This is a genomic window from Haloarcula sp. H-GB4, assembly GCF_030848575.1.
GTDB lineage: Archaea > Halobacteriota > Halobacteria > Halobacteriales > Haloarculaceae > Haloarcula.
This window is the reverse complement of record NZ_JAVDDX010000001.1, coordinates 461,249-482,782: the sequence shown is the minus strand read 5'-3', so window position 1 is coordinate 482,782 and position 21,534 is coordinate 461,249. Positions and strand designations below refer to the sequence as shown.

General features: G+C 62.0%; 23 protein-coding genes and 1 tRNA gene. 21 read left to right on the top strand and 3 right to left on the bottom strand.

The window, feature by feature from the left end; all coding sequences use genetic code 11:
- Nucleotides 1–89 precede the first annotated feature (89 nt).
- The 21 genes from RBH20_RS02575 to RBH20_RS02475 all read left to right on the top strand — a co-directional run bounded on the left by RBH20_RS02575 (nucleotide 90) and on the right by RBH20_RS02475 (nucleotide 19,897).
- Nucleotides 90–1,202, top strand: coding sequence for a DUF4129 domain-containing protein (locus RBH20_RS02575; protein ID WP_306705200.1), 1,113 nt, complete (start codon nucleotides 90–92; stop codon nucleotides 1,200–1,202).
- Nucleotides 1,202–1,945 carry a hypothetical protein gene (locus RBH20_RS02570; protein WP_306705198.1) on the top strand — a complete coding sequence of 248 codons (744 nt, stop codon included), beginning with the start codon at nucleotides 1,202–1,204 and terminating at the stop codon, nucleotides 1,943–1,945. The genes RBH20_RS02575 and RBH20_RS02570 overlap by 1 nt, the downstream gene beginning before the upstream one ends.
- A complete protein-coding gene (locus RBH20_RS02565; protein ID WP_306705197.1) occupies nucleotides 1,942–3,255 on the top strand; it encodes a DUF58 domain-containing protein in 1,314 nt (437 codons plus the stop codon). Before RBH20_RS02570 ends, RBH20_RS02565 begins: the two co-directional genes overlap by 4 nt.
- Entirely contained in the window at nucleotides 3,252–4,817 is a 1,566-nt protein-coding gene (locus RBH20_RS02560; protein WP_306705195.1) for a hypothetical protein, read from the top strand. Before RBH20_RS02565 ends, RBH20_RS02560 begins: the two co-directional genes overlap by 4 nt.
- Nucleotides 4,818–4,867: 50 nt before the next feature.
- Nucleotides 4,868–6,034 (top strand): bifunctional phosphopantothenoylcysteine decarboxylase/phosphopantothenate--cysteine ligase CoaBC, encoded by a 1,167-nt coding sequence (gene coaBC / locus RBH20_RS02555; RefSeq protein ID WP_306705193.1) that lies wholly within the window; start codon nucleotides 4,868–4,870, stop codon nucleotides 6,032–6,034.
- 150 nt (nucleotides 6,035–6,184) lie between these two features.
- Nucleotides 6,185–7,228, top strand: coding sequence for a monovalent cation/H+ antiporter subunit E (locus RBH20_RS02550; protein ID WP_306707453.1), 1,044 nt, complete (start codon nucleotides 6,185–6,187; stop codon nucleotides 7,226–7,228).
- Entirely contained in the window at nucleotides 7,221–7,496 is a 276-nt protein-coding gene (locus RBH20_RS02545; RefSeq protein ID WP_005535719.1) for a cation:proton antiporter, read from the top strand. The genes RBH20_RS02550 and RBH20_RS02545 overlap by 8 nt, the downstream gene beginning before the upstream one ends.
- Nucleotides 7,493–7,813 carry a monovalent cation/H(+) antiporter subunit G gene (mnhG, locus tag RBH20_RS02540; RefSeq protein ID WP_306705188.1) on the top strand — a complete coding sequence of 107 codons (321 nt, stop codon included), beginning with the start codon at nucleotides 7,493–7,495 and terminating at the stop codon, nucleotides 7,811–7,813. Before RBH20_RS02545 ends, mnhG begins: the two co-directional genes overlap by 4 nt.
- Nucleotides 7,810–8,355: a DUF4040 domain-containing protein gene (locus RBH20_RS02535; RefSeq protein WP_306705186.1), complete on the top strand. Its 546-nt coding sequence runs from the start codon at nucleotides 7,810–7,812 to the stop codon at nucleotides 8,353–8,355. Before mnhG ends, RBH20_RS02535 begins: the two co-directional genes overlap by 4 nt.
- Complete coding sequence (locus tag RBH20_RS02530) at nucleotides 8,352–8,825, top strand: Na(+)/H(+) antiporter subunit B (RefSeq protein ID WP_306705184.1); 474 nt, start codon at nucleotides 8,352–8,354, stop codon at nucleotides 8,823–8,825. Before RBH20_RS02535 ends, RBH20_RS02530 begins: the two co-directional genes overlap by 4 nt.
- The gene (locus RBH20_RS02525) at nucleotides 8,825–9,181 is read left to right on the top strand and encodes a cation:proton antiporter subunit C (protein WP_306705182.1); all 357 of its coding nucleotides are present in this window, start codon (nucleotides 8,825–8,827) and stop codon (nucleotides 9,179–9,181) included. The genes RBH20_RS02530 and RBH20_RS02525 overlap by 1 nt, the downstream gene beginning before the upstream one ends.
- On the top strand, nucleotides 9,174–10,667 hold the full coding sequence (locus RBH20_RS02520; protein ID WP_306705180.1) for a monovalent cation/H+ antiporter subunit D family protein: 1,494 nt from the start codon (nucleotides 9,174–9,176) through the stop codon (nucleotides 10,665–10,667). Before RBH20_RS02525 ends, RBH20_RS02520 begins: the two co-directional genes overlap by 8 nt.
- Nucleotides 10,664–12,355, top strand: a complete 1,692-nt coding sequence (locus RBH20_RS02515; RefSeq protein WP_306705177.1) for a cation:proton antiporter — start codon at nucleotides 10,664–10,666, stop codon at nucleotides 12,353–12,355. The genes RBH20_RS02520 and RBH20_RS02515 overlap by 4 nt, the downstream gene beginning before the upstream one ends.
- Entirely contained in the window at nucleotides 12,355–14,136 is a 1,782-nt protein-coding gene (locus RBH20_RS02510) for a Na(+)/H(+) antiporter subunit D (RefSeq protein ID WP_306705176.1), read from the top strand. Before RBH20_RS02515 ends, RBH20_RS02510 begins: the two co-directional genes overlap by 1 nt.
- Nucleotides 14,137–14,330: 194 nt before the next feature.
- A complete protein-coding gene (locus tag RBH20_RS02505) occupies nucleotides 14,331–14,795 on the top strand; it encodes a type IV pilin N-terminal domain-containing protein (RefSeq protein ID WP_306707451.1) in 465 nt (154 codons plus the stop codon).
- Between the two features lie 112 nt (nucleotides 14,796–14,907).
- Nucleotides 14,908–15,486: a hypothetical protein gene (locus RBH20_RS02500; RefSeq protein WP_306705174.1), complete on the top strand. Its 579-nt coding sequence runs from the start codon at nucleotides 14,908–14,910 to the stop codon at nucleotides 15,484–15,486.
- 255 nt (nucleotides 15,487–15,741) lie between these two features.
- Nucleotides 15,742–16,242 (top strand): type IV pilin N-terminal domain-containing protein, encoded by a 501-nt coding sequence (locus tag RBH20_RS02495; RefSeq protein WP_306705172.1) that lies wholly within the window; start codon nucleotides 15,742–15,744, stop codon nucleotides 16,240–16,242.
- An 87-nt stretch (nucleotides 16,243–16,329) separates the two neighbouring features.
- Nucleotides 16,330–16,818 (top strand): hypothetical protein, encoded by a 489-nt coding sequence (locus tag RBH20_RS02490; protein ID WP_306705170.1) that lies wholly within the window; start codon nucleotides 16,330–16,332, stop codon nucleotides 16,816–16,818.
- Complete coding sequence (locus RBH20_RS02485; protein WP_306705168.1) at nucleotides 16,815–18,719, top strand: hypothetical protein; 1,905 nt, start codon at nucleotides 16,815–16,817, stop codon at nucleotides 18,717–18,719. The genes RBH20_RS02490 and RBH20_RS02485 overlap by 4 nt, the downstream gene beginning before the upstream one ends.
- A gap of 44 nt (nucleotides 18,720–18,763) precedes the next feature.
- Nucleotides 18,764–19,333, top strand: a complete 570-nt coding sequence (gene hpt / locus RBH20_RS02480) for a hypoxanthine/guanine phosphoribosyltransferase (protein WP_004518711.1) — start codon at nucleotides 18,764–18,766, stop codon at nucleotides 19,331–19,333.
- A 93-nt stretch (nucleotides 19,334–19,426) separates the two neighbouring features.
- Entirely contained in the window at nucleotides 19,427–19,897 is a 471-nt protein-coding gene (locus RBH20_RS02475) for a hypothetical protein (protein ID WP_306705167.1), read from the top strand.
- Nucleotides 19,898–20,078: 181 nt separating this feature from the next.
- Here the strand turns inward: RBH20_RS02475 and RBH20_RS02470 are convergent.
- From RBH20_RS02470 to RBH20_RS02460, 3 genes are all read right to left on the bottom strand, one after another.
- Nucleotides 20,079–20,153 (bottom strand) — tRNA-Met (locus tag RBH20_RS02470).
- A 74-nt stretch (nucleotides 20,154–20,227) separates the two neighbouring features.
- Nucleotides 20,228–20,713, bottom strand: coding sequence for a GtrA family protein (locus RBH20_RS02465; protein WP_306705165.1), 486 nt, complete (start codon nucleotides 20,711–20,713; stop codon nucleotides 20,228–20,230).
- On the bottom strand, nucleotides 20,710–21,477 hold the full coding sequence (locus RBH20_RS02460; RefSeq protein ID WP_306705163.1) for a glycosyltransferase: 768 nt from the start codon (nucleotides 21,475–21,477) through the stop codon (nucleotides 20,710–20,712). The genes RBH20_RS02465 and RBH20_RS02460 overlap by 4 nt, the downstream gene beginning before the upstream one ends.
- Nucleotides 21,478–21,534: the final 57 nt, after the last annotated feature.

Below are 21,534 nucleotides of genomic sequence, written 5' to 3'. Positions count from 1 at the left end.
GCTATACCCACAGCGAATGAAAGGTTTTCTGCTCGGACAGTCCGGTAGTGAGGGAAAATATTTACTCTACCGCCGGAAACGGTGCCGTAGTGTCAACAAAGCTGGTGCGTGCCGCCCTCGCCCTCCTCTGTGCAGTCGCTGTGCTGTTCGGCACGGCGCTGTTTCCCGGCGCAATCGGCGTCAAGTTCGAGTCGAGCGGCCCCCTCGACAGCCGAGCGAGCGGGCCAGCCACACCCGACGGAACAGCGCCCGACGAAATCGACGGTGGGCCGACGCCGGTAGCGACAAGCGATGGGGTAGAGACGACACCACGGGTAACGAGCGATGAGCCGGCGGCGACAGCGACGCCAACACCGACAGAGACGGCGACAGAAACGCCGGCAGCCGGCGACGGCGAAGATAGTGGGTCCCCTATTCTGGTGAAACTGTTCGGGCTGGCGCTGATCGGCGGGTTCGGCGTTGTCGCAGTCGGTGTCATCCGGGCCGCATCGAACGCGGAGAGTGATGGGTCAACAGACGCTGGACTCCAACTGCACCCGATTCTGGATGAGCTGGTCGGGACGGTCGTCTCGGCGATTTCGAACGGGACGATCGGGCGGACCATCGGCCGGATTCCGCAGGTAACAACCGCCGCGTTGCTCTCGGGGTCGTCGGCGCTCTCACGAGTCGGGGCCGGTATCAGTGCCGTCTCAGGCGGTATCCTGACCGGATTGGCGACAGGAGTCGGATCGGTCGGCACAATGTCACTGCGGGGCGTCGCCGGCCTGCCGAGTGCGCTCGGATCGCTCTCAGTCGCGCCGTTCAAAGCCCTCAGCGGCTTCGGCGGGACTGGCGGCTTCCTTACCTCCGTTCGGAGTGGTGTCGACAGCCCGTCGCTGTTTGGCTCATCAGATTCGAAGGCCAGCGGGTCAGCGGCCGCCGAATCGACAGCCGAGGCAGACGACGGGCCGGACATCGATTCATTATCGGTGCAAGAGGCCTGGGCGCTGCTAGCTGACCGCGTGTCAGTGTCAGACCCCGAGACGGCGACGCCCGGGGAGTACGCTCGCCGGGCTATCGACAGCGGGCTCCCGGCCGAGCCCGTGCGCCGGCTAACTGTCCGCTTTCGGGAGGTCGAATACGGCGGGAGACCGGCGACCGGTGACCGAGTCGAATCGGCTCGGACCGCCCTCAGACAGCTCCTCAACGGGGGTGACGACTGATGACTGACGCAGAGTCACGACAGGGAGAAACTGCCAGCGCAACCATCGATGTCAGTGTCGACCGCCCAACACCGGGGCGCAGGTTCGTTCGGTACACCCTGCTGGGACTCGCCGCGCTTGCCGGGGCAGTGTTCGTCGTTACTTTCCCCTCGGTCCTTCCGGATGTCGGGAGCAGAACGGCCAAGCAACTACAGCTTGTTGCAAGCGTCAGCGCCGCCGTTGTCGGCCTTTTCGGCCTGTATTCTGTCGTTCGGACACAGGACTCCGCTCTGCCGCCGGTAAAGGGGCGTCAGCCGCGTGACCCGTATCATGACGACGAGACAGGCGACAAGTCGACGGAACTGCTCGATGAACTGCTAGAACCGGAAGCAACCCAGACAGAATCCGACGATATAGTCGGTGACGATATCGACGAGTTGCTCAGAAAAATCGACGGGCGCGTCGACCCATACAACGGCCTCGAAGCGAGCTATGCGTCGGAAATCAGGAACAGGCTCCGTGAGGCCGCGCGACAGATGCTGGTCGAAACAGCAGATCTGTCGGTGGAGGCGGCGGCCCGGGAAGTCCGAACTGGTTCGTGGACAGACAACCGCCGGGCAGCCACCTTCCTTGGCGGCCCGGACGCGCCCGACCCGCCAATCGAGATGCAGCTACGGGACTGGGCCAGCGGCGAAGGGTTCGACCGAAAGGTCGAGGCGGCGACGGCCGAGATACGCCGCCTCCAGCGGGGTGAGCACGCGTGAGAACACGCGAGACCACACAGCGCAACGTCGGCGTCTCGGCCGCGCTAGTGGCCGGCGGGGCCGGTATTGTCACCGGGAACCCGGCGGTTTTCATGGTCGCAGCGGTGGCGCTGGTGTACGCAGCCTATCAGGCGGCCATCGGTGACCCAGAGCCGACGCTCACGGTCGAGCGCCACGTCGAACCGACCGACCCGCTCCCCGGCGCAGAGGTGACAGTGACGCTGACGCTCACGAACGACGGGGACGCGACGTTACCCGACGTTCGCGTCCTCGACGGCGTTCCGGAGCGGCTGGAAGTCATCGACGGCACCCCGCGGTTTGGAACCCATCTTGAAGCCGGGGCATCGGATTCGGTCACCTACACCGTCGAAGCCCGGCGCGGTGACCACGCCTTCACCGACGTGGCAATCGTCTGCCGAAACCTAACCGGGACCGTCGAATTCGCCGAGCAAGTCAGCGTCGAGACGACGCTCTCGTGCAGTGCCAGTGTTGACACTGTCCCACTCTCGGGCCAGACATTGGCACAGTCCGGGCGTGTCCCGACGGATGCCGGCGGGAACGGGCTCGCTTTCTACGCTATCCGCGAGCACCAGTCCTCGGACCCGATGAGTCGCGTCGACTGGAACCGCCTCGCGAAGACAAACGAGCTTGCAACAGTCGAGTTCAAGGAGACGCGAGCGGCCACCGTCATCACGCTGGTAGATTCCCGACACTCCATTGCGGGCGAGGTAAACGCGCCCACAGCGGTCCAGTTCTGTGCCTACGCGGCCCAGCAGGTCGGGTCGGCGCTTCTGGGGATGGACAACCGCGTGGGTGCCGCCGTCTACGACAGTTGCGAGACGCTACAGCCGTCGGCCAACCGGGCACAGGAACAGCGATTGGAGGCGTTCCTGAGAGAGGTTGTGAGTGGGTCGTCAGGGACCCGTGGTTCATCGCTGCTCGACACCAGCACCCGAAGCCGGCGAATGCAGTCGCCGACCAAGATGGCAGATCGGTACGGCATCGCCGACGGCGGCGACGCGGTGGCGACGCTCGACCGATCGATACCGAGCGAGTCACAGGTCGTGTTCTGTACGCCCCTGCTCGATGACCGGGCAGCCGATGCGGCGAAACGGCTCGCCGCGTACGGACACGCGGTCACGGTCGTCAGCCCAGATATGACGACCGGTGACAGCCCGGGACGTACCGTCGAGCAAATCGACCGGACGGCCCGCCTCGACACCCTGCGAGGGACAGTTCGAGTCGTCGACTGGACGCCTACGGAACCGCTTGCTAAGGCCCTCATTCGCGCAACGGAGCGGTGGGCATGACGGAACTCGACAGCCGACCGGCGGCATCGAGCGCAGCACTGGCTGGAACGGTCGCGGTGCTTGTCTCACTCGTCCTTGGCCTCGCTGTCGTGGACCCAATACCGGTGCTGGCCGGCTTCGTCGGCGGGCTCTGTATCGCGGCCGGGGTCTGGGCGCTCCGCAGCGATACTCACGAACGCATCGCCGGCGGCAGCCTTGCTATCGTTATCGGCGCGGGCGTGTTCTGTGGGACCGTGCTAGTGGCGACTGACTACTGGTCGCTCATTGTGGCGCTCGGGTTCCCGCTGGCTGCCACACTTGTTGTCATCGACGCGAGTAGTGGGCTGGTGCCACCGGCCGATGCGACGAATGAACTCTCGGCGATGCTCAATGAGAGTTTCGTGGTACTGGTCGTCGGCATCATCATCACAATCGTCTGTGCCGTTGCCGCTGCCATCAGGTTGCCCTGGGTACTCGTCCGTGTCGTCGTCGGCTTCTCGCTCCATCCGCTCGTGGGCTTCGTGACGCTACAGGTCGGGGTCCTCCTTGCCCTGCTGTTGCTGGACCGAGCCACAAAGACGCTGGAGTCGTGGATTCCAGAACCCACGACGACGACTGACCGGGCGCTCGGGCGGCTGGAACTGCTGGGGACGAGTTGGTGTGACATCAACACACCGTTCAAGGCCGCCATTGGCCTGCAGTTGCTCGTGGCGTTTGTTCCGACGGCACAGCAACTGTTCGACCGCTTCCTCAACAGCCTCCCGGTGCTCGGGTCGGCTCTTCGGGTCGCCTTCAGTGGCCCGCTCCATCTCCCCCTTGCGGCCGGGAGCATTGCGTTACTGGCTATCCTCATCGTCGAACGGCTCCGCCAGTGGCTGCTACAGTGGCTTGGGGACGATCCCGGACGGTCACTGGCACGGCAGACTGGCAGTATCGTGGCCTCTGTGGGACTGCTGCTGGGCGGGCTGATCCTTACTGCCGCCGGCGTGACCCGGCGAGTAGCGCCCACATTCACCGGGGGCGGCCATTACGGCTCGGCTACCGTATTGCTCATAGGCGTCTTGATTTCGGTCGTCGTCCTCCGCGGGCTCGTTGCGCTGCTGACCGAACTAGTCGGCGCGGAGGTGCTGTCCCGGCAGGTGGCAGGGTTCGCGGCCGGAAGCGGGCTCCTGTTTGTCATGACCTTGGTCGGGGCTGAGCGCGGACTCGCACCGATACTCGTCCTCGTCGGGTGCGCGGCGGCGCTACTGGTCTGGGATGCCGGCGCGCACGCCAGCAGTATCGGGCAACAGCTGGGCCGGGACGCCAAAACGACGGATAGCGAGTTCGTCCATGTCACCGGAACTGCGGCCGTCCTCGCCGGGGCTATCCTCCTCGTGCTGTTCGTTCGATACGCGCTTATTCCGGTCGCGATTCCGACCACGTCGGCCGGGCTCTCATTCAGTTCAGTACTCGCGCTTGGACTGGTTCTGCTGGCAATAGCCGCGTTCGCCCTAGCACTGAACGCACACGACGGGGCACCACATACCAGCAGTGACACGGGCAGTAGACGGAGTGAGCGGACAGCCGACGATAGCGACTAACGCCGCCGGAGAGACAGGGGCTTTTACCCACGGACCGCGAACCGGCGGGTATGCTGACCGGAGTCAACGTCGTTCTGGGGATTTCGGGGTCTATCGCGGCCGTCAAGACGGTGGAACTCGCACACGAACTCCGACGACAGGGGGCGTCCGTCCGAGCCGTGATGACCGACAGCGCGACCGGCATCATCCACCCGTGGGCACTTGAGTTCGCAACGGACAATGAGGTAGTTACCGAAATCACAGGCAGTGTCGAGCACGTCGACCTCTGCGGGCGCTCGGGCTGGGGGGACGTGCTCTTGCTCGCACCGGCAACGGCAAACACCGTCGGCAAGGTCGCAGCGGCAATCGACGACACGCCGGTGACGACGTGTGTGACGACTGCCCTCGGTGCTGACGTGCCTGTCGTCGTCGCGCCGGCGATGCACGAACCGATGTACGACCACCCCGGTGTATTGGACGCTATTGACCGCGTCGAGTCCTGGGGCGTCGAGTTCGTCGACCCGCGAATCGAGGAGGGGAAAGCCAAGATCGCAACTGAGGAGGCCATCGTCACAGCGACCGCCCGGGCCGCGGGCGACCGGCCACTGGCCGACAAGCACGTCGTTGTGACCGCGGGCGCGACCACGGAATCAGTCGACCCCGTTCGGACGCTCTCGAACCGATCCTCGGGGCGGACCGGACGGGCGGTCGCGCGGGCCTGTTACGTCCGCGGGGCCGACGTGACGCTGGTCCACGATGGACCGGACGTTCCTTACGCGACTGTCGAGCGGGTCGAGTCCGCCGCGGAGATGACAGAGGCCACCCGTCGGGTCGCCGACTCGGCCGATGCGCTGGTCTCAGCGGCCGCCATCTCAGATTACACCGTCGAGCAGGCTCCGGAGAAGATCAAGAGCGGACGGGCGGAACTGGCGCTGACACTCGAACCGACGCCGAAGCTCATCGACACCGTTCGGGCGGACCACCCGGACCTCCCTATCGTCGGGTTCAAAGTCGAAACCGAAGGCGACGACGAGACGTTAGTCGAGCGCGCCCGCGAGATACGCGAGCGGACCGGGCTAGCCTTCGTGGTCGCCAACGACGCGAGCGTGATGGGCGACGACGAGACGCGCGCCCTGCTTGTCGGCGCAGACGCGGCCACAGAGTACGTCGGGGAAAAACAGGGGCTGGGCGCTCGTGTCGCCGCTGAGCTCGGTGACCATCTGTCCAGTCGTGACTGAGCGCGTATCCGATTACGAAATAGTTTTGCGTGTTCCGTTGCTCCGGTCCGATAACGACAGTACTGCCCGACGAACCGCCTATTCGGAGTTTCTAAAGAGACTGTGACTGTACCACCACCCCGTCGCCTGCTCGTGCCAGTAGCCGATTCGGTGACGGTCCGGAACACCGTCGCCTACGCCGTTGAACAGGCCGAATCGGCGGCCAGAGAGGGACAGCAACAGATATCGCTGCACCTCGTCGCCGTCGCAAGCACACGCGCCGTTGACCCCGACGCACAGACAGAACTCGGCCGGGCCAAGGACCTCCTCGACCGCATTGAGGTCTGGCTCGACGAAGATATGGGTACTTCCCCACCGTCGAACCTTGAGGTTGAACTGGGCGTCATCGGTGCCGACCGCTACCTGTTCAGTCCCGGCGATTACGCCGACGTGATACTGGCCTACGCCGATGAACACAGCATCGAACGAGTCGTCCTCGATCCGGAGTTCAACCCGGGCGGCACGACGCCGATGCTTCGGCCGCTCGAAGTCGAACTCGTCCGGGGCGATATCGAGGTCGAGACCGCGCCTGTCGAGCGGCCGGCACGGTCGACCGCGCTCGCTCGCGCCGCGACGCTCCAGAAGTATCTCAGCATTTTCGGGGCGTCGTACCTGTTTTATCTGCTGTTGAGTTCGTACAAGCCGCTGGATTTCCTCACTGGCGCGATAACGGCGACGATCGTCACGGCGTTGCTTGCGCCAATCGCGTTCAGTCGCCAGCCGTCGCTGACTCGGATTCCGAGACAGCTCGCTCGGTTCGCGATTTACGTCCCGTATCTGCTCAAGGAAATCGCCATCGCCAACCTCGAAATCGCGTACGTCGTCTTGCACCCGTCACTGCCTATCGACCCGCAGATGGTCGAACTGGAGGCCGCCATCTGGGGTGACGGCGCGGTGACGACGCTGGCAAACAGCATCACGCTGACGCCCGGGACGCTCACCGTCAGCGTCTCCGAGCGGGCGTTCGATATCCATTCACTCACCGGTAGTGCGCGCGAGGACCTGTTGGACGGTGGCCTCGAACGGGCCGTCCGGTTCGTCTTCTACGGCCGGGAGGCCGCGGCGATCCCTTCGCCGCGCGAACGGGGGCAGGGGGACGACGATGGCACAATCGAGAGCGACATCGGCGACCCGGAGGTGGCCGACGATGATTGAGTTCGAAGCGGCGCTGCTGGCAATCGCTAGCGCGTTCGTCCTGTTCGCTATCGTATCGCTGTACCGCGTGTTCGCCGGACCGACGGACCACGACAGGGTCATCGCGGTCAACGTGATGGGGACGAACACTGTCATCGCTATCGCGCTCGTCTCCGGTGCGCTCGATAAGCCGCTGTTCCTGGACATCGCGCTCGTGTACGCCCTGCTGAACTTCCTGCTCTCGATAGCGTTCTCGAAGTTCAACGTCGAGCACGGGGGTGTGCTATGACGCCAACGGAGTGGGCCATTGTCGTACTCGCACTGGTCGGTGCCTTCTTTGCTGGCGTCGCCTCGATCGGCATTGTCCGACTTCCCGACGTGTATACGCGCGCTCACGCAGCGTCGAAAAGCGATACGCTGGGAGCTGTTCTCGGTATCGCTGCCGCTGCACTCGCGATTCAGACCGACCTCGCGACAATCAAAGCCGTCTTCCTGCTGACGTTCATGTTTCTGACGAACCCAACCGCCGCCCACGCCATCGCCCGGGCAGCACAAGACCAGGGTATCGAGCCGTGGACTGCCGGCGATGAGGAGGGCGAGTCATGACGCTCTCGCTCATCGAAGGAGTGTTGCTGGTGTTTGTGCTGGGCTGTGCTATCGGCGCGGCCGTACTCCGTGACGTGCTGGCGTCGCTCATGGCGTTTGCCGCCTACAGCCTCGGCATCTCCATCATCTGGGTGATGCTCGAAGCCCCCGACGTGGGGCTGACCGAAGCGGCTGTCGGGGCCGGCATCATGACGATACTGTTCATTCTGGCGCTGGCAAACACCGTTCGGCCACAGGAAAACGGCCTGTTCGAGTCGATCAGCGTCCGGACCGTCGTGCTGGTCGGCGCGTTCGTCGTCGTCATGATTGCGACCGTTCCGTCGCTGCCTGCTGTTGGGGCGGAGGGGGCGGCAAACCCCGTCGTCAGCGGCGAGATAACGCAGCACTACATCGACAACGCGTACGCGGACACGGAAGTCCACAATGCAGTGACGGCGGTGCTCGCGGCCTACCGTGGATTCGACACGCTGGGTGAGGCTGTCGTGGTCTTCTCGGCCGGCGTCGCGGCGCTGACCGTCCTCAGACAGGAGGTCTTCGCATGAGTAGTAACGAGCGAACTGGACTGTACGTCGAGAGCACCATCATCATGACGACGGTGCGGGTTGTCGCGCCGTTCGTCCTCACCTTCGCCCTGTTCGTGATGTTCCACGGGGCAGACTCTCCGGGCGGTGGATTCCAGGGCGGGGTCATCGCCGGCTCAGTCGTGATGATGCTTGCCTTCGCCTACGGGATTGATGCCGCGCGCGAGTGGCTCGATGTCCGTGTCGTCGCCACGCTCGCATCCGGCGGCGTGCTGACGTTCGCAGCCATCGGGCTGGGAACGATAGTTCTGGGCGGGAACTTCCTCGAGTATCACCTGTACGAACAGTACATCTCGCATGTGGTCGCCTACGCTATCGAGCTCGTCGAACTGGCCATCGGTGGCATCGTCGCCAGTGTTGCCATCGGCCTCTTTTTCCTGCTCGCAGCGGGGTTCGGCCACGCTGTCGACGCACCGGAGGATGAGAGCTAATGTTTGAACTGCTGAACTCACACTACAACTACTTCGCGGTGATGCTCCTGCTGGGTATTGGCCTGTATATGCTCATCGAGTCCCGGAACCTCGTAAAGAAAGTCATCGGGATGAATATCTTCCAGACTGGCATCTTCCTGTTTTTCATCACGCTCGCGTTCCGGGCCGGGGGGAACCCCCCGATAATCAAGGAGGGTGGCGGCCCCTACGTCAGCCCGCTGCCACACGTCCTCATCCTGACCGCTATCGTCGTCGGGGTGAGCCTGACCGCCGTGGCGCTGGCGCTGATCATCCGCATCTACACCGAGTACGGCACGCTGGACGAAGACAAACTCAAACAGCTCTACTATGATTGAACACCTCCCTGTATTGTTGGTCGTCCTGCCGATTATCGGCGGTGCAATACCGCTGGCCGCAAGTCTCGTCAGCGACCGGGCCGGGTGGCCCGTCGCGACGGTGACACTCATCGGGCAGGCCGGCCTGGCCGGACTGCTCGCGTGGACCGTCGGCACAAATGGGACTGTTTCCTACGCGGTCGGTGGTTTCGCCGCCCCGTACGGTATCGAACTCGTCGTCGACGGGCTCTCCGGGGCCGTTGCGCTGCTCGTGGCCGTCGTGTCACTGGGCGTGCTTGCGTATTCTCGCCAAGCCGGCCCGCACTCGGGTCCCTTCTACGGCCTGTACCTGCTGCTGGTCGCCGGCCTGACGGGGATGACGATCACTGGCGACGTGTTCAATCTCTACGTGTTCCTTGAAATCACGGGGCTTGCAGCGTACGGCCTCGTAGCGAGTGGCCGGGACGCAAGCGCCGCCGTCGCGGCGCTGAAGTACCTCATCATCGGGACCGTCGGGGCCTCGCTGTACCTGCTCGGCATCGGCTACCTGCTTGCGGCGACGGGCACGCTCAACATGGCCGACCTGGCGACCAAACTCGGGGAGATGGCGGCCTACGACTCGACGCTCGTCCTGACCGCGTTCGGCCTGATGGTCGGCGGGCTGACGGTGAAAGTCGCTCTGTTCCCCTTGCACACCTGGCAGCCCGACGCCTACGCGAACGCCCCGGATACGGTGAGCGCGTTCATTTCAGCGCTTGTCTCGACGGTTTCGGCGTACGCGCTCGCCCGCCTGCTGTTTTCTGTGTTCACCGTGGAGTTCCTGACAGCAGTACCTGTCGCGCGCTGGGCGCTGGTCGGTCTGGCGTGCGTGAGTATCATCGCGGGAAGTGCGCTCGCCGTCTCACAGGACAGCGTCCAGCGGATGCTAGCCTACTCCTCAGTGTCACAGTTCGGCCTCGTCATCGCCGGATTCGCCATTGCAACCCCGCTGGCCGTCATCGGCGCGACCGTCCACCTGCTTGGCCACGCAGTGATGAAGGGCGGGCTATTCGCTGCGACGGGCGTTATCGAGCGCAAGACGGGTGCAACAACTGTGAGCGGCTACGCTGGGATGGGGAGCCGCGTCCCGATCTCGGCGTTTGCCTTTGCCGTGCTCTCGCTGGCGATGGTCGGTGTTCCACCGGCGGTCGGCTTCGTCGGCAAGTGGTACATCGTCCTCGGCGCGGTCAATGCCGAGAACTGGCCCGTCGTGGCTGTGTTGCTCGCGAGTACCCTGCTGACCCTTGCGTACTTCGCCCGCCTCGTCGAGCGGCTATACTTCGCCGAGGCAACCATCCACACGGAGCATGACGAGGCTCCCGTGACAGACGGGAGCGGACAGGCGATCTCGTTCGGGATGATCGCTGTCGTCGTTATCGCGGCCGCACTCGCGGTCGCGCTGACCGCAGCCGTCCCGATGCTTGAACAGGTGCTTCGAGAGACGCTTCCACCCCTGCTAAACCAATGACTGATATCACATCACTTCGACCGCTGTTTGCAATCCTCGTCTCCGCGGTGGCCATCCCCGTGATTCTCTCGCTCAAACGCCGTCCGAACGTGCGGGAAGGAGTGACCATCACGGTGGCAGTCGCGAAGTTCGCTATCGTCGCGAGCATGGTCCCCGGCGTCCTCTCGGGGACGCGGTACGTCTTCTCGTTCGGCCAGTTGGCAACCGGGATCGAACTAGCGTTCCGTGTCGACCCGCTGGGACTCCTATTTGGCCTGCTTGCAAGCCTGCTGTGGATCGTCACTAGTTTCTACAGCATCGGCTACATGCGCGGGCTGGACGAACACGCACAGACGAGGTATTTCGCCTCCTTCGCCGCCAGTCTCGCGTCGGCCATCGGCGTCGCCTTTGCGTCGAACCTGCTGACACTGTTCGTCTGCTACGAACTGCTGACAGTGTCGACATACCCGCTCGTTACCCACGACGAAACCGACGAAGCCCGCGCCGCCGGCCGGAAGTACCTCGCATACACCTTCGGCGGTGGGGTTGCCGTGCTAGGTGGCACAGTTCTGGTGTTCGTCCTCGCTGGGACGACCGCGTTTACTCCCGGCGGGCTCGAAGGTCTCGCGACGGCCGACCCGACGCTGGCACGAGCCGCATTCGCCCTGCTTGCTGCCGGCTTCGGCGTCAAGGCCGCGCTGATGCCGATGCACTCCTGGCTTCCGGATGCCATGGTCGCGCCGACGCCGGTGTCGGGCCTGCTGCACGCCGTCGCAGTCGTCAAAAGCGGCGTGTTCGGCATCGCCAGAGTCGTCCTCGACGTGTACGGCCCTGTGACGATGGAGCAACTCGGCGTCGCCCTCCCACTGGCTGCGATTGCGACCTTCACCCTGCTGACCGCGAGTGTCATCGCGCTCAGACAGGACAACCTCAAGCGGCGGCTGGCGTATTCGACGATAAGCCAACTCTCCTATATCGTGCTCGGGCTAGCACTGCTCAAGGAGAGCGCTCTAACCGGCGGCCTGCTCCACATTCCTGCCCACGCGTTCATGAAACTCACCCTGTTCTTCTGTGCCGGTGCAATCCACGTCGAAACTCACACCGACGACATCAGCGACATGGCCGGCATCGGGAAACGGATGCCGCTAACGATGGCCGCCTTTGCTGTCGCTGCGGCTGGGATGGCCGGGATTCCGCTGGTCGCCGGGTTTGTCAGCAAGTGGTATCTCGTCATCGGCGCGCTGGACCTCGGAAGCGGCGGGCTCGTATTCGCTGCCGCGTTGCTAGTCTCCGGCGTCCTCAACATTGCGTACTTCTGGCCTATCGTCTACCAGGCGTACTTCGAATCGCCGGAGGGCCACGACGAGAAACCACTCATCGAGGGGCCATTCGGCGGCCGGAGTGAATTGCGTGCTGACGGTGGTGACAGTGACGAGACACACGCCGCCAGCGACGAGGGCGAGGTGCCGGAGCCTGAGCACGTCGACCACCTCGGGAAACACGATGAGGAGCACGAGCACCACGGCGGCCCGCCCGCAGGAGGCTGGGACGACCGCGGCTGGCGCGGCGGCGAAAGCACGTGGTTCATGCTCGGGCCGATACTCACCGCGGCTACGCTGTCGCTTTTGCTGGGAACAGTGCCGTACACGGCTGTCTTCCTGCGAATCGTTGACACCATCGTCAGTAATCTGCCGGGGGTGATGGCCTAATGTCGATGCTTACAGCGGTTCCGCCAGTCGTCGTACTGCTCGCGCTGGCAATCGTCGTCTCGCGGCTCCCGCGGCGTGCCGGACACGCGGTCGGTGCACTCGTCCCGGCGCTGGCGGTGCCGTGGGCCGTCATGGTGCCCGAAGGCGCACATCTCCAGACCCAGTTCCTCGGGTTCGACGCCGTCCTGCTGAACGTCGACCCGTTCTCGCGACTGATGGGTATCATCTTCGGGCTCATCGCCGCGGTCGCCGTGCTCTATTCCTATGCCAGCGAGGCCGACACGACACAGACCGGATACGCTCTCTCGTACGTCGCGACCAGCTTCGGGGCTGTGTTCGCCGGTGACTGGCTGACGCTCATCTTCTTCTGGGAGCTGATGGCCGTTACCAGCACGCTGCTTGTGTGGCACTACGGCGGCAAGGCGGTCCGGGCCGGGTTCCGGTATGCCCTGCTACACGGACTGGGCGGTACGCTGTTGATGGCCGCTATCCTCCGGCACTACGTCGAGGTGGAGACGTTCCTGTTTGCGTCAGTGCCGGGCGGTCCGGAAACGGCTGGAATCACGTCCGGGCTGGCCGCTGCGCTGGCCGCGATCGGTATCGGCGTCAACGTTGGCTTCATCGGCCTGCACGCGTGGCTACCCGATACCTATCCGCGTCCACACATCGCCGCCAGCGTCTTCCTCTGTGTGTTCACGACCAAGACTGGCGTTTACGGGATGTACCGCGCATTCCCCAACGGCCACGAGGCCATCGCGTACATGGGCGGCGGGATGGCAGTCTTCGGCGCGCTGTTCGCGCTGTTCCAGAACGATATGCGGCGACTCCTCTCGTATCACATTCAGTCCCAAGTCGGGTACATGGTCGCTGGCGTCGGTATCGGGAGCGCCCTCTCACAGGCCGGCGCGTTCGCTCACGTGTTCAACCACATTCTCTATAAGGGTCTACTGTTCATGACTGCCGGTGTCGTTATCTATCGGACCGGGACGGAGAGCCTGAAGAAACTCGGCGGTCTCTGGCGAGAGATGCCGATCACGGCGGGGGCGTTCTCCGTCGCTGCGCTGTCTATCGCCGGCTTCCCCGGCTTCAACGGGTTCGTCAGCAAGGGGATCATCATCTCCGGGAGCCACTATACTTTCGGCAAGGGACCGCTCCCGCTCGGTGAGTTCTATACGCTCGAGTGGCTGCTGCTACTGGGCGGTGTCGGCACGTTCATGTCGTTCATCAAGTTCGGCTACTACGCGTTCTTCCACGGCGAGTACGACAGCAGCGTCCCGGACGCGAACCGTTTGCAGAGCGTGGCAATGGTGTCCGTGGCTGCGCTGTGTGTCATCTACGGTGTGTACGACACGGCACTGTTCGCCATCCTTCCGTTCGACGTTACGAGCGAGGCTGCCGTTCACCACGTCTACAAGACCTACACTATTCCCCACGTCATCGAGGGAGTGGTTCTGGCCATCCTCGGGCTGATTGGCTTCGCGGTGACTAAGAAGCCCCTCTCGAAGCTCGGCCGCGTCCCGGACATCGATTCGCTGTACAACCCCACCGTCTTCTATGGCTCCCGCGGGCTCGTTGTCGGTGTGACCGAACTGTACGCCGCCGTTGACCGCGCAGTGGTTCAGGCTACGAGCGTCGTCACACGGACCGTTACATCCCCGAACGACGTGATTGCGCGGCTCCGCGACGACGACACCCTCGTACATCCGATGCGGGCCGGCATCGGACTTAGCATCCTCATTCTCGCAGTGTTCGTTACAGTGGCGCTCTTGGCCCTTTCATAAAGTCATAAAAGCATATTTTGTGATAATTGTGGACCTTATCAGTCACAGTTGGGTTCAAACATCCCAGAATAGCTGTTAACAGATTAAGTGATTACAGTCTCTGATAATACAGGTGCAGACTTATATATCTCCATAGCTACGATTCGATAAGCACGGCATAACAGGGAGACCTGTTGATGCGTGCGGACACAACAATGGAACTCAAACGATTCTTCAACGACGACGATGCTGTGTCGCCGGTCATCGGGGTCATCCTGATGGTCGCAATCACGGTCATCCTCGCAGCCGTTATCGCAACATTCGTCCTCGGTCTGGGCGACCAGGTCAGTAACACGGCTCCACAGGCTAGCTTCAGTACGGAGTACGAGGATGCAAACGACTGGGTTGAATTCACACATGACGGTGGTGACTCAATTAAAGCGAGTAACTTGTATCTCAGAGGCGATATCGCCAGTGGTTCCGACGGCGATACCCCGGATATAACCTCGGACAACACACAGTGGAACGGAGAGGCCAGCGGGAGTAATAGTAAGGTCGTCGCAGGTAATAGCGTCACCGTCGGGGTTGATACGGAAAGTTTCACTATCAACCTAGTCTACCAGTCGGCTACTGGTGACAACTCCGCGACGCTCGCTACCGCATCCGGACCGAGCGCATAAACTCGCAACATCTCGTTTTTTCCGGCACCAAAACCCATGAGTTTATAACCGATGAACGCCCTGATGTTCGCTGTATTCCCTGCGATGGGTGGGGGTAATTGGAGAGTATGACATGAGCAAGCAGGTAGAACGGTCGGACTCCGCTGCGGACGATGACCTTTCAAAAGGCGAGATATTCGACGTTCTGCAGAACGAACGGCGTCGGTACACGCTTCAGTATCTACGGGAACACGACGGGCCGGTACAGCTCGGCGACCTTGCATCACACGTCGCAGCACAGGAGTACGACTGCCCGAACACCGCAGTCACGAGCGCGCAACGGAAGCGCGTGTACACCACGTTACAGCAGTCACATCTCCCGCGGATGGATGAGACGGGTATCATCGACTACGACGACGAGAACGGGACGATTTCCAAGACTGCACACACGGAAGAACTCACTGTCTATCTCGAAATCGTGCCGGGAAGCGAGTTCCCCTGGCGCGAGTACTACCTCTCGCTCGGCGCGGTCAGTCTAGCAATCGTAACAATCCTCTGGGTTGGCGTCTATCCCTTCACGGCAATTCCGCCGCTGGTCTGGGCCACGCTGATCGCGGTTGTACTCAGTATCTCCGCGGGCTATCATACCTACGCCGGTCGTGAGATGACACTGACCGAGTATGTGGCACAGGAAGCCGAGCCCGACGACTGAAGCACACAGTTTGTTTCACGGCTTGTACCGTTTCGTTTGCCGCTAAACTATCGAAATGCCGCTGTATCGAATTCTGGCGGTACAGCCAGCCTTGAAGGCTTTCAAGGCAACGTTGAACGGCTAAAACGTATTGTGAGTATAAGTGGGTCCCTCCCATGTGCTTGAATCAGCACACCCCGCGAGCCGGTAAGGAAATCCTTCGATCTATAGGGGGTTCCTACTCGGGTCACACTCGCGGTGTGCGTCGAGCAAACCATGGATATCAAACAACTCATCCACGACGACGACGCTGTGTCGCCGGTCATCGGGGTCATCCTGATGGTCGCAATCACGGTCATTCTGGCCGCAGTAATCGCCTCCTTTGTGCTTGGTCTCGGTGACCAAGCGCAGCAGGCAACTCCACAGGCTAGCTTCTCATGGGACTTCGATGAGAGCGTCGGAAATCCTGACTACGGTGTTGTAACGATAACTCACGACGGTGGGGATACTATTAGCGGGAACGAACTGTATGTGCGCGGAAGTAATATTATTGATGGGTCTTCAAATGGTATGAGTTCTGGTGATTATGATCTTGATTCAACTACAACCGGAGAACAAACATTCGGAAACAGTAAGACGATAGGAGCAACTGAAGTGTCGGCAGGCACATCAATGAACGTCGCTGTGTCGGACGCATACGACCTCAGAGTTGTCTATGAAACTCAGGAAGGCGACTCCTCTGCAACGCTTGCACAAGACTCTGGTCCCGAAGCGTAATCCAGCTTCACGTTTTATTTTTTGACTGAGAAGTCCGGTACTCTCTCCACGACACTTTTATCGCCAGATATCTAGTAACTGGTAACAATGGAAAGAACGCGGGCCGTTATCACCAGTGTGGTCGCCATAATCCTCGGCGTTACACTGCTTTCTGGCCCGCTGGTTCCCGGCGTGACACTGGCGACGGAACCAGAGCCGGTCGCACTTGAAACGGGCAATGTCACAGTTTCAGCTGTTGAAATGCCGGAAGACGTAACGCTTGAAAAGGGATCCTACGGCGCGGCAAGCTACTACCTCAATGCACCGCCGGTCCGCGTACACTTCGCGAATCGTACCGGACGGCCAACGCTCGTCTACGAACTCACAATCGAGGAACTGGGCTATACGCGGACAACGAATCATTTTCTGGATGACTCGACCGGAGGCACGTACACGCTGACGCTGGCGTCCGATACGTTCACCGACGGGGAGATAGAACGCAAGCAGTACAACGGCACAGTGACGGTGAGCAAGCGCGACGGGGCAGGCCACGGCGTAGTGGCGGCGCGCAACGTCACGATATCGGTGGTCGAATGACGGCGACGGAGTTCGTCGGGCGTCTCCGACGGCGGACGCCTGTATTGTCGAACACCCGTGAGACGGCGTATTCGGTGCTGTTTGGCGATCGGCTCGGCCTGACCGTATTTCTCGCGACGGTCGTGTTGTTCGGGCTGCTGTGGCGGACGGCGTTCCTGATAAACGATTCCTACACGCTGGCGAATGGGCTGTACAGCCTCTCGAACGGACAGATAGCGATGACTGAAGCTGCCTACGGCCCCGGACTAGACACGCCGGGGGCGAGCAGATACGGCGGCCAGTGGTACGCACGCAACTACGGCGTCATCGTCCTCTCGCTGCCGCTCGTGCTCATGCTTGACCTGCTCACCGCCATCGTCGAACTCCGCATTGCGCTGGTTGCGCTCTGGTCGCTCGCGCTGTTAGCGCTGGTGGTTCAGTGCAGTTACTACACCGACGGTGACTGGGTCCTCTACGGCGGCACCGCCGCCGTCCTGGGACTGTTCGGGCTGAACGTGGCGCTGGCGCAGCCACTCGATGCCGGTCGAATCCATCTGTACGCGCTGCAACTGACCCATCTCCTCATCGCGGCGTTCACGCTGGTGGTTCTCTACCGACTCCTCAGCCGGATGCAAACGCGTCGGCTGGGGCTCCTGAGCGTCGTGTTGCTCACAGCCGGGACGCCACTGGCCTTCTGGGCGTCGGTACCGAAGCGCCACGCCATCACCGGGACGGTGGTCATCTGCATCGCGTACTGCCTCTATCGGAGCCGGAAGCCAGCGGACGGGGCGGTTATCACGCAGCGGCAGACCTTCCGCGCACTCGCCTACGCGCTGGTGGGACTATATGCGTGGATACACGCTCCGGAAGCGCTCCTGCTCTGTGTCGCCCTGGCGCTGGTCGATATCCCGACAGCCCCGGACAACAGCCCACGAACGCTCGCTCGTATCGGTTTCGTCTTCGCCCTTTCCCTGCTGCCGTTCATTATCACTAATATCGCCATCTCCGGCTCCCCGATTAAGCCGCCAAGACTGGTTTCCGGCGGCGGTACCCTGGGTAACGATGCTGCAAGCAGTACCGGCGGGAGCGGGGGTAGTTCCGGGGGTGGCGAGTCCGGAGGAGCGCTCAGGCTACTGGAACCTCTACTCGGGACCATCGAAAGCGGGATACAGCCACTGTTGCTGCTCGGTAGGGAACTCGTTTCGGGACTCGAAACGCTCCACCAGCAGCCAGCCGACGTGTATCACGCGTTCGTCCGGTCGGGAAGCGCGACCAGCGCACTGGACAACGCCGGCGAAGAATCCGTCAACCTCTCACTTCTGGAATCCGCGCCAGTGCTTGTCGCCATGCTTGGAGCGCTCCCAGTCGTCCGACGGCTGCGTTTGCCATCGTCGATGGCTGGCCGGACACTCAGTGCCGACCGTGTCACAGACGCGTTCGCAATAACGGCGTTCGTCGGCATCGTCCTGCTGTACAACAGTCGCTTGCCACTGCACGCACAGGTGACCGCCCGGTATCTGTTCCCGCTCTATCCACTCGGTGTGTATCTGCTCGTGCGGCCCCCAGTGGTACGCCAGAGCCTCGCGAATCACTGGCACATATTCCTCTGGACAGTTGCGGGAACAGTGTTGATCGGCGGGCAAATGACCATGATGTTCGTCGCGCTGACGGTAAACGGCATCGGCGAAGCGTTCCAGTTGCACGCGCTGCTCGCGCTTGGGAGCGCTGTTCCACTCGGTATCTGGGCACTGTGTGGTCGCTCGAAAGGAGTGGCTGGGCAGGCAGGGGCAGTGCTTCTCGGGGCTGCAACGGGTGTGGCGGCTGTGTTTCTACTGCTGACGACCGTCGAGTACTATGCGCTGGGTGATGCGCACCTCCTCCCGATGATGCGAGCACTCGGTGAGTTGCTGGCGCTCTACTGAGTCGGTGACGGAGAATTTTAGTACGGGCTTGTAGTACCGCCAGCATGGACCGACTCAAGAAGTCCCTACTCGAGGCGCCAATTATCGAGAAGGAAGGCTATCACTACTTCGTTCACCCCATCAGCGACGGGGTGCCGATGCTTCGACCAGAACTTCTGCGCGAAATCGTCATCAAGATCATTCGAAAGGCAGAGCTCGACGACGTCGACAAGATCGTCACACCGGCGGCGATGGGTATCCACATTTCCACAGCCGTCTCGCTGATGACCGATATCCCCCTTGTCGTCGTCCGCAAGCGTCAGTACGGGCTCGACGGGGAAGTGTCGCTGTCTCAGGTGACTGGCTACTCCGAGAGCGAGATGTACGTCAACGACGTGTACGAGGGCGACCAGGTGCTCGTCCTCGACGACGTGCTCTCGACCGGCGGGACGCTGGCCGGACTCACGGGCGCGCTCGAAGACATCGGCGCGGACATCCGCGACATCGTCTGTGTCATCAAGAAAGCTGACGGGACCAACAAGCTCGACGAAGCGGGGTACGACGCGAAGACGCTGATCAACGTCCAGGTCATCGACGGCGAGGTCACCATCGTCGACGAGCACGGCGACGACTAAGACGGCTATTGATACGGTTTCCGTAGCGATTTGAAAGCGGGCCACCAGCAGTTACCAGTAGGCTTACAAAAGATTGAATCGACACTAGCTGCTGTGTCTCCCTCCATTCGATCCCTTGCAGGGGATTTCGCCGCCGTGTTCAGTTCGCTTGTACTGCTTGGGCCGCTGACGCTCGGGTTGCTCGTCGGTGCGAGCAGGATTATCGGCGGGCTAACGGAGCTCGCGCTTCCGGACCCACTCGGAACCGTCGGATTCGGTGTGGCCGCACTGCTAGCGCTCTGGCTGGCACTGGAAGGAGCGATGGTACAGCGACACGGGCTCGAGACGATGGACCGCGGCGGCCCATTTCAGTGTGTTGCCCGGTATCTGTTGGTCGCCGTTACGACCTTCGCCGGACTCATCGTCTCCGTTCGGTTTGTAGCGCTGTCGCTCCCATGGGCATTCGAGACGCAAAACACGCCTGCACAGGTCCTTGGCGTGTTCCTCGTTGTTGCGCTGGTTGCCACGCTGTACCGGATACTGACGGCGGCCAAAGAGGGGTACCTCCATAGCAATGAGCAATAGCGGTGAACAGGCTGAAAGCAGTCTACAACGCGAGAAATGTCCCATGAGGTAGATTTGAACAACGCGAACACCTCGCTATCACTCGGTGTTCTCTCGTTCAATTCTTCTCAGCTATAATTGTCGAATGCAGCGTCGTTCGACGGTGAAATGCCTCACTGGAAGAGTGAGTTCGGCAAAATGATAGCGGGAGGTAGATTTGAACTACCGATCTGCGGGTTATGAGCCCGCCGGAATCTCCTGGCTATCCCATCCCGCTACTATCTCGTAGTCCGGTCCCCTCATTAAGGGTTGTGATTCGAGTGCCGTCCGTGAGTTAGTAACGCGCTATGGTCACTCGTCCGCATGGACCTGCCAAGTGAAGATACTCTCAGCGACGTAGTTGACCAGCATCGCAACGCCAATGGCGAGTGGGCTCGCGGCAATGAACCACAGATCAGTTCCGGCAACGAGAAGCTCAACCGTCAACCACTGCGTGAGCAGCCAGTAGATAGCAAGCTGGACCGCGACGCCGCCGGACCGGACGAGGTGTGATTTCCCGAGTCGCTTGGCGAACGAACGACGACCGGTGGCACCCTGACTGGAGAACGTCCAATGTTCGTTGACCAGAAACATCACGAGAATCGCCGTTTCGACGCCAGCGGCTTTCGCCCACATGTCGCTCACACCGAAAGCCAGACCGAGCACAGCGAGAACCGTATTGTCGCTGATCGCACCCACAACACCGACAGAGACGAACTGGCCGAAACGAACGCCCGACACAAGTGACTCGAACCGGTCGGGAACGATGCGTCGAACCTGCTGTTCGATGTCTATCATCGGTTCTTCTCGATAAGGGCGGTTGGTTCGTCGAGATGCTCAGCCAGAGCCGTATGAAGGCGATCATCGCGCAGTTGCTTCGATCGGTGGCGAGCCGTCAACAGCGCCTCGAGCAGGTCTATCGACGTTCGTATTGGCGACACCGTCGAGCCGGGCTTGTCCTCCCACTCGATGGGGACTTCCTCAATACGCAAGTCCAGCGCCGCGGTGATAGCGATCAGTTCGACGTCCCACGCGAAGCCGGGCTCGTATAGGTGGTCACGGACCCGGTTCCAGGCGGCTGCGTCGATGGCTTTCGCACCGCACTGGTAGTCATACAGCCGCGCGTCGAGCAGCTGGCCGGCGAGCCACGCGAAGCCGTCACCGAGGAACCGGCGAGCGAACGTCTGATGGGTGGCGACCGTCGCGTCCGGGTGACGACGGGAGCCCACAGCGAGGTCCGTTTGGCCGTCGGTGACCGGGTCCAGTATCCGTTCGAGCGAGCGGACCGGTGTCGACCCATCGGCGTCGACAAACGCCAGCACATCGGTCTCCAACCGTTCGAACCCAGCGGTGATTGCTGCGCCTTTCCCACGGCGATAGGGCACGGTGTGCACCTCGGCTGGGAGCGAACGGAGCTGTGCAGGGACGCCGTCTCGTGGCGCATCAAGCTCGACAACAATTGTCTGCGGGGCAAGGGCATCGTCGATGGCGGCGATATAGGTCCCGAGCTGATCCATGTCGGGACGGTAGGCTGGAAGGACAACCCCGACGGAACGCGACATTGCCGAGTAGTCGGACAGGCGGAAGTAAAAACAGTTCGAAGCTACCGGTCCCTAGTC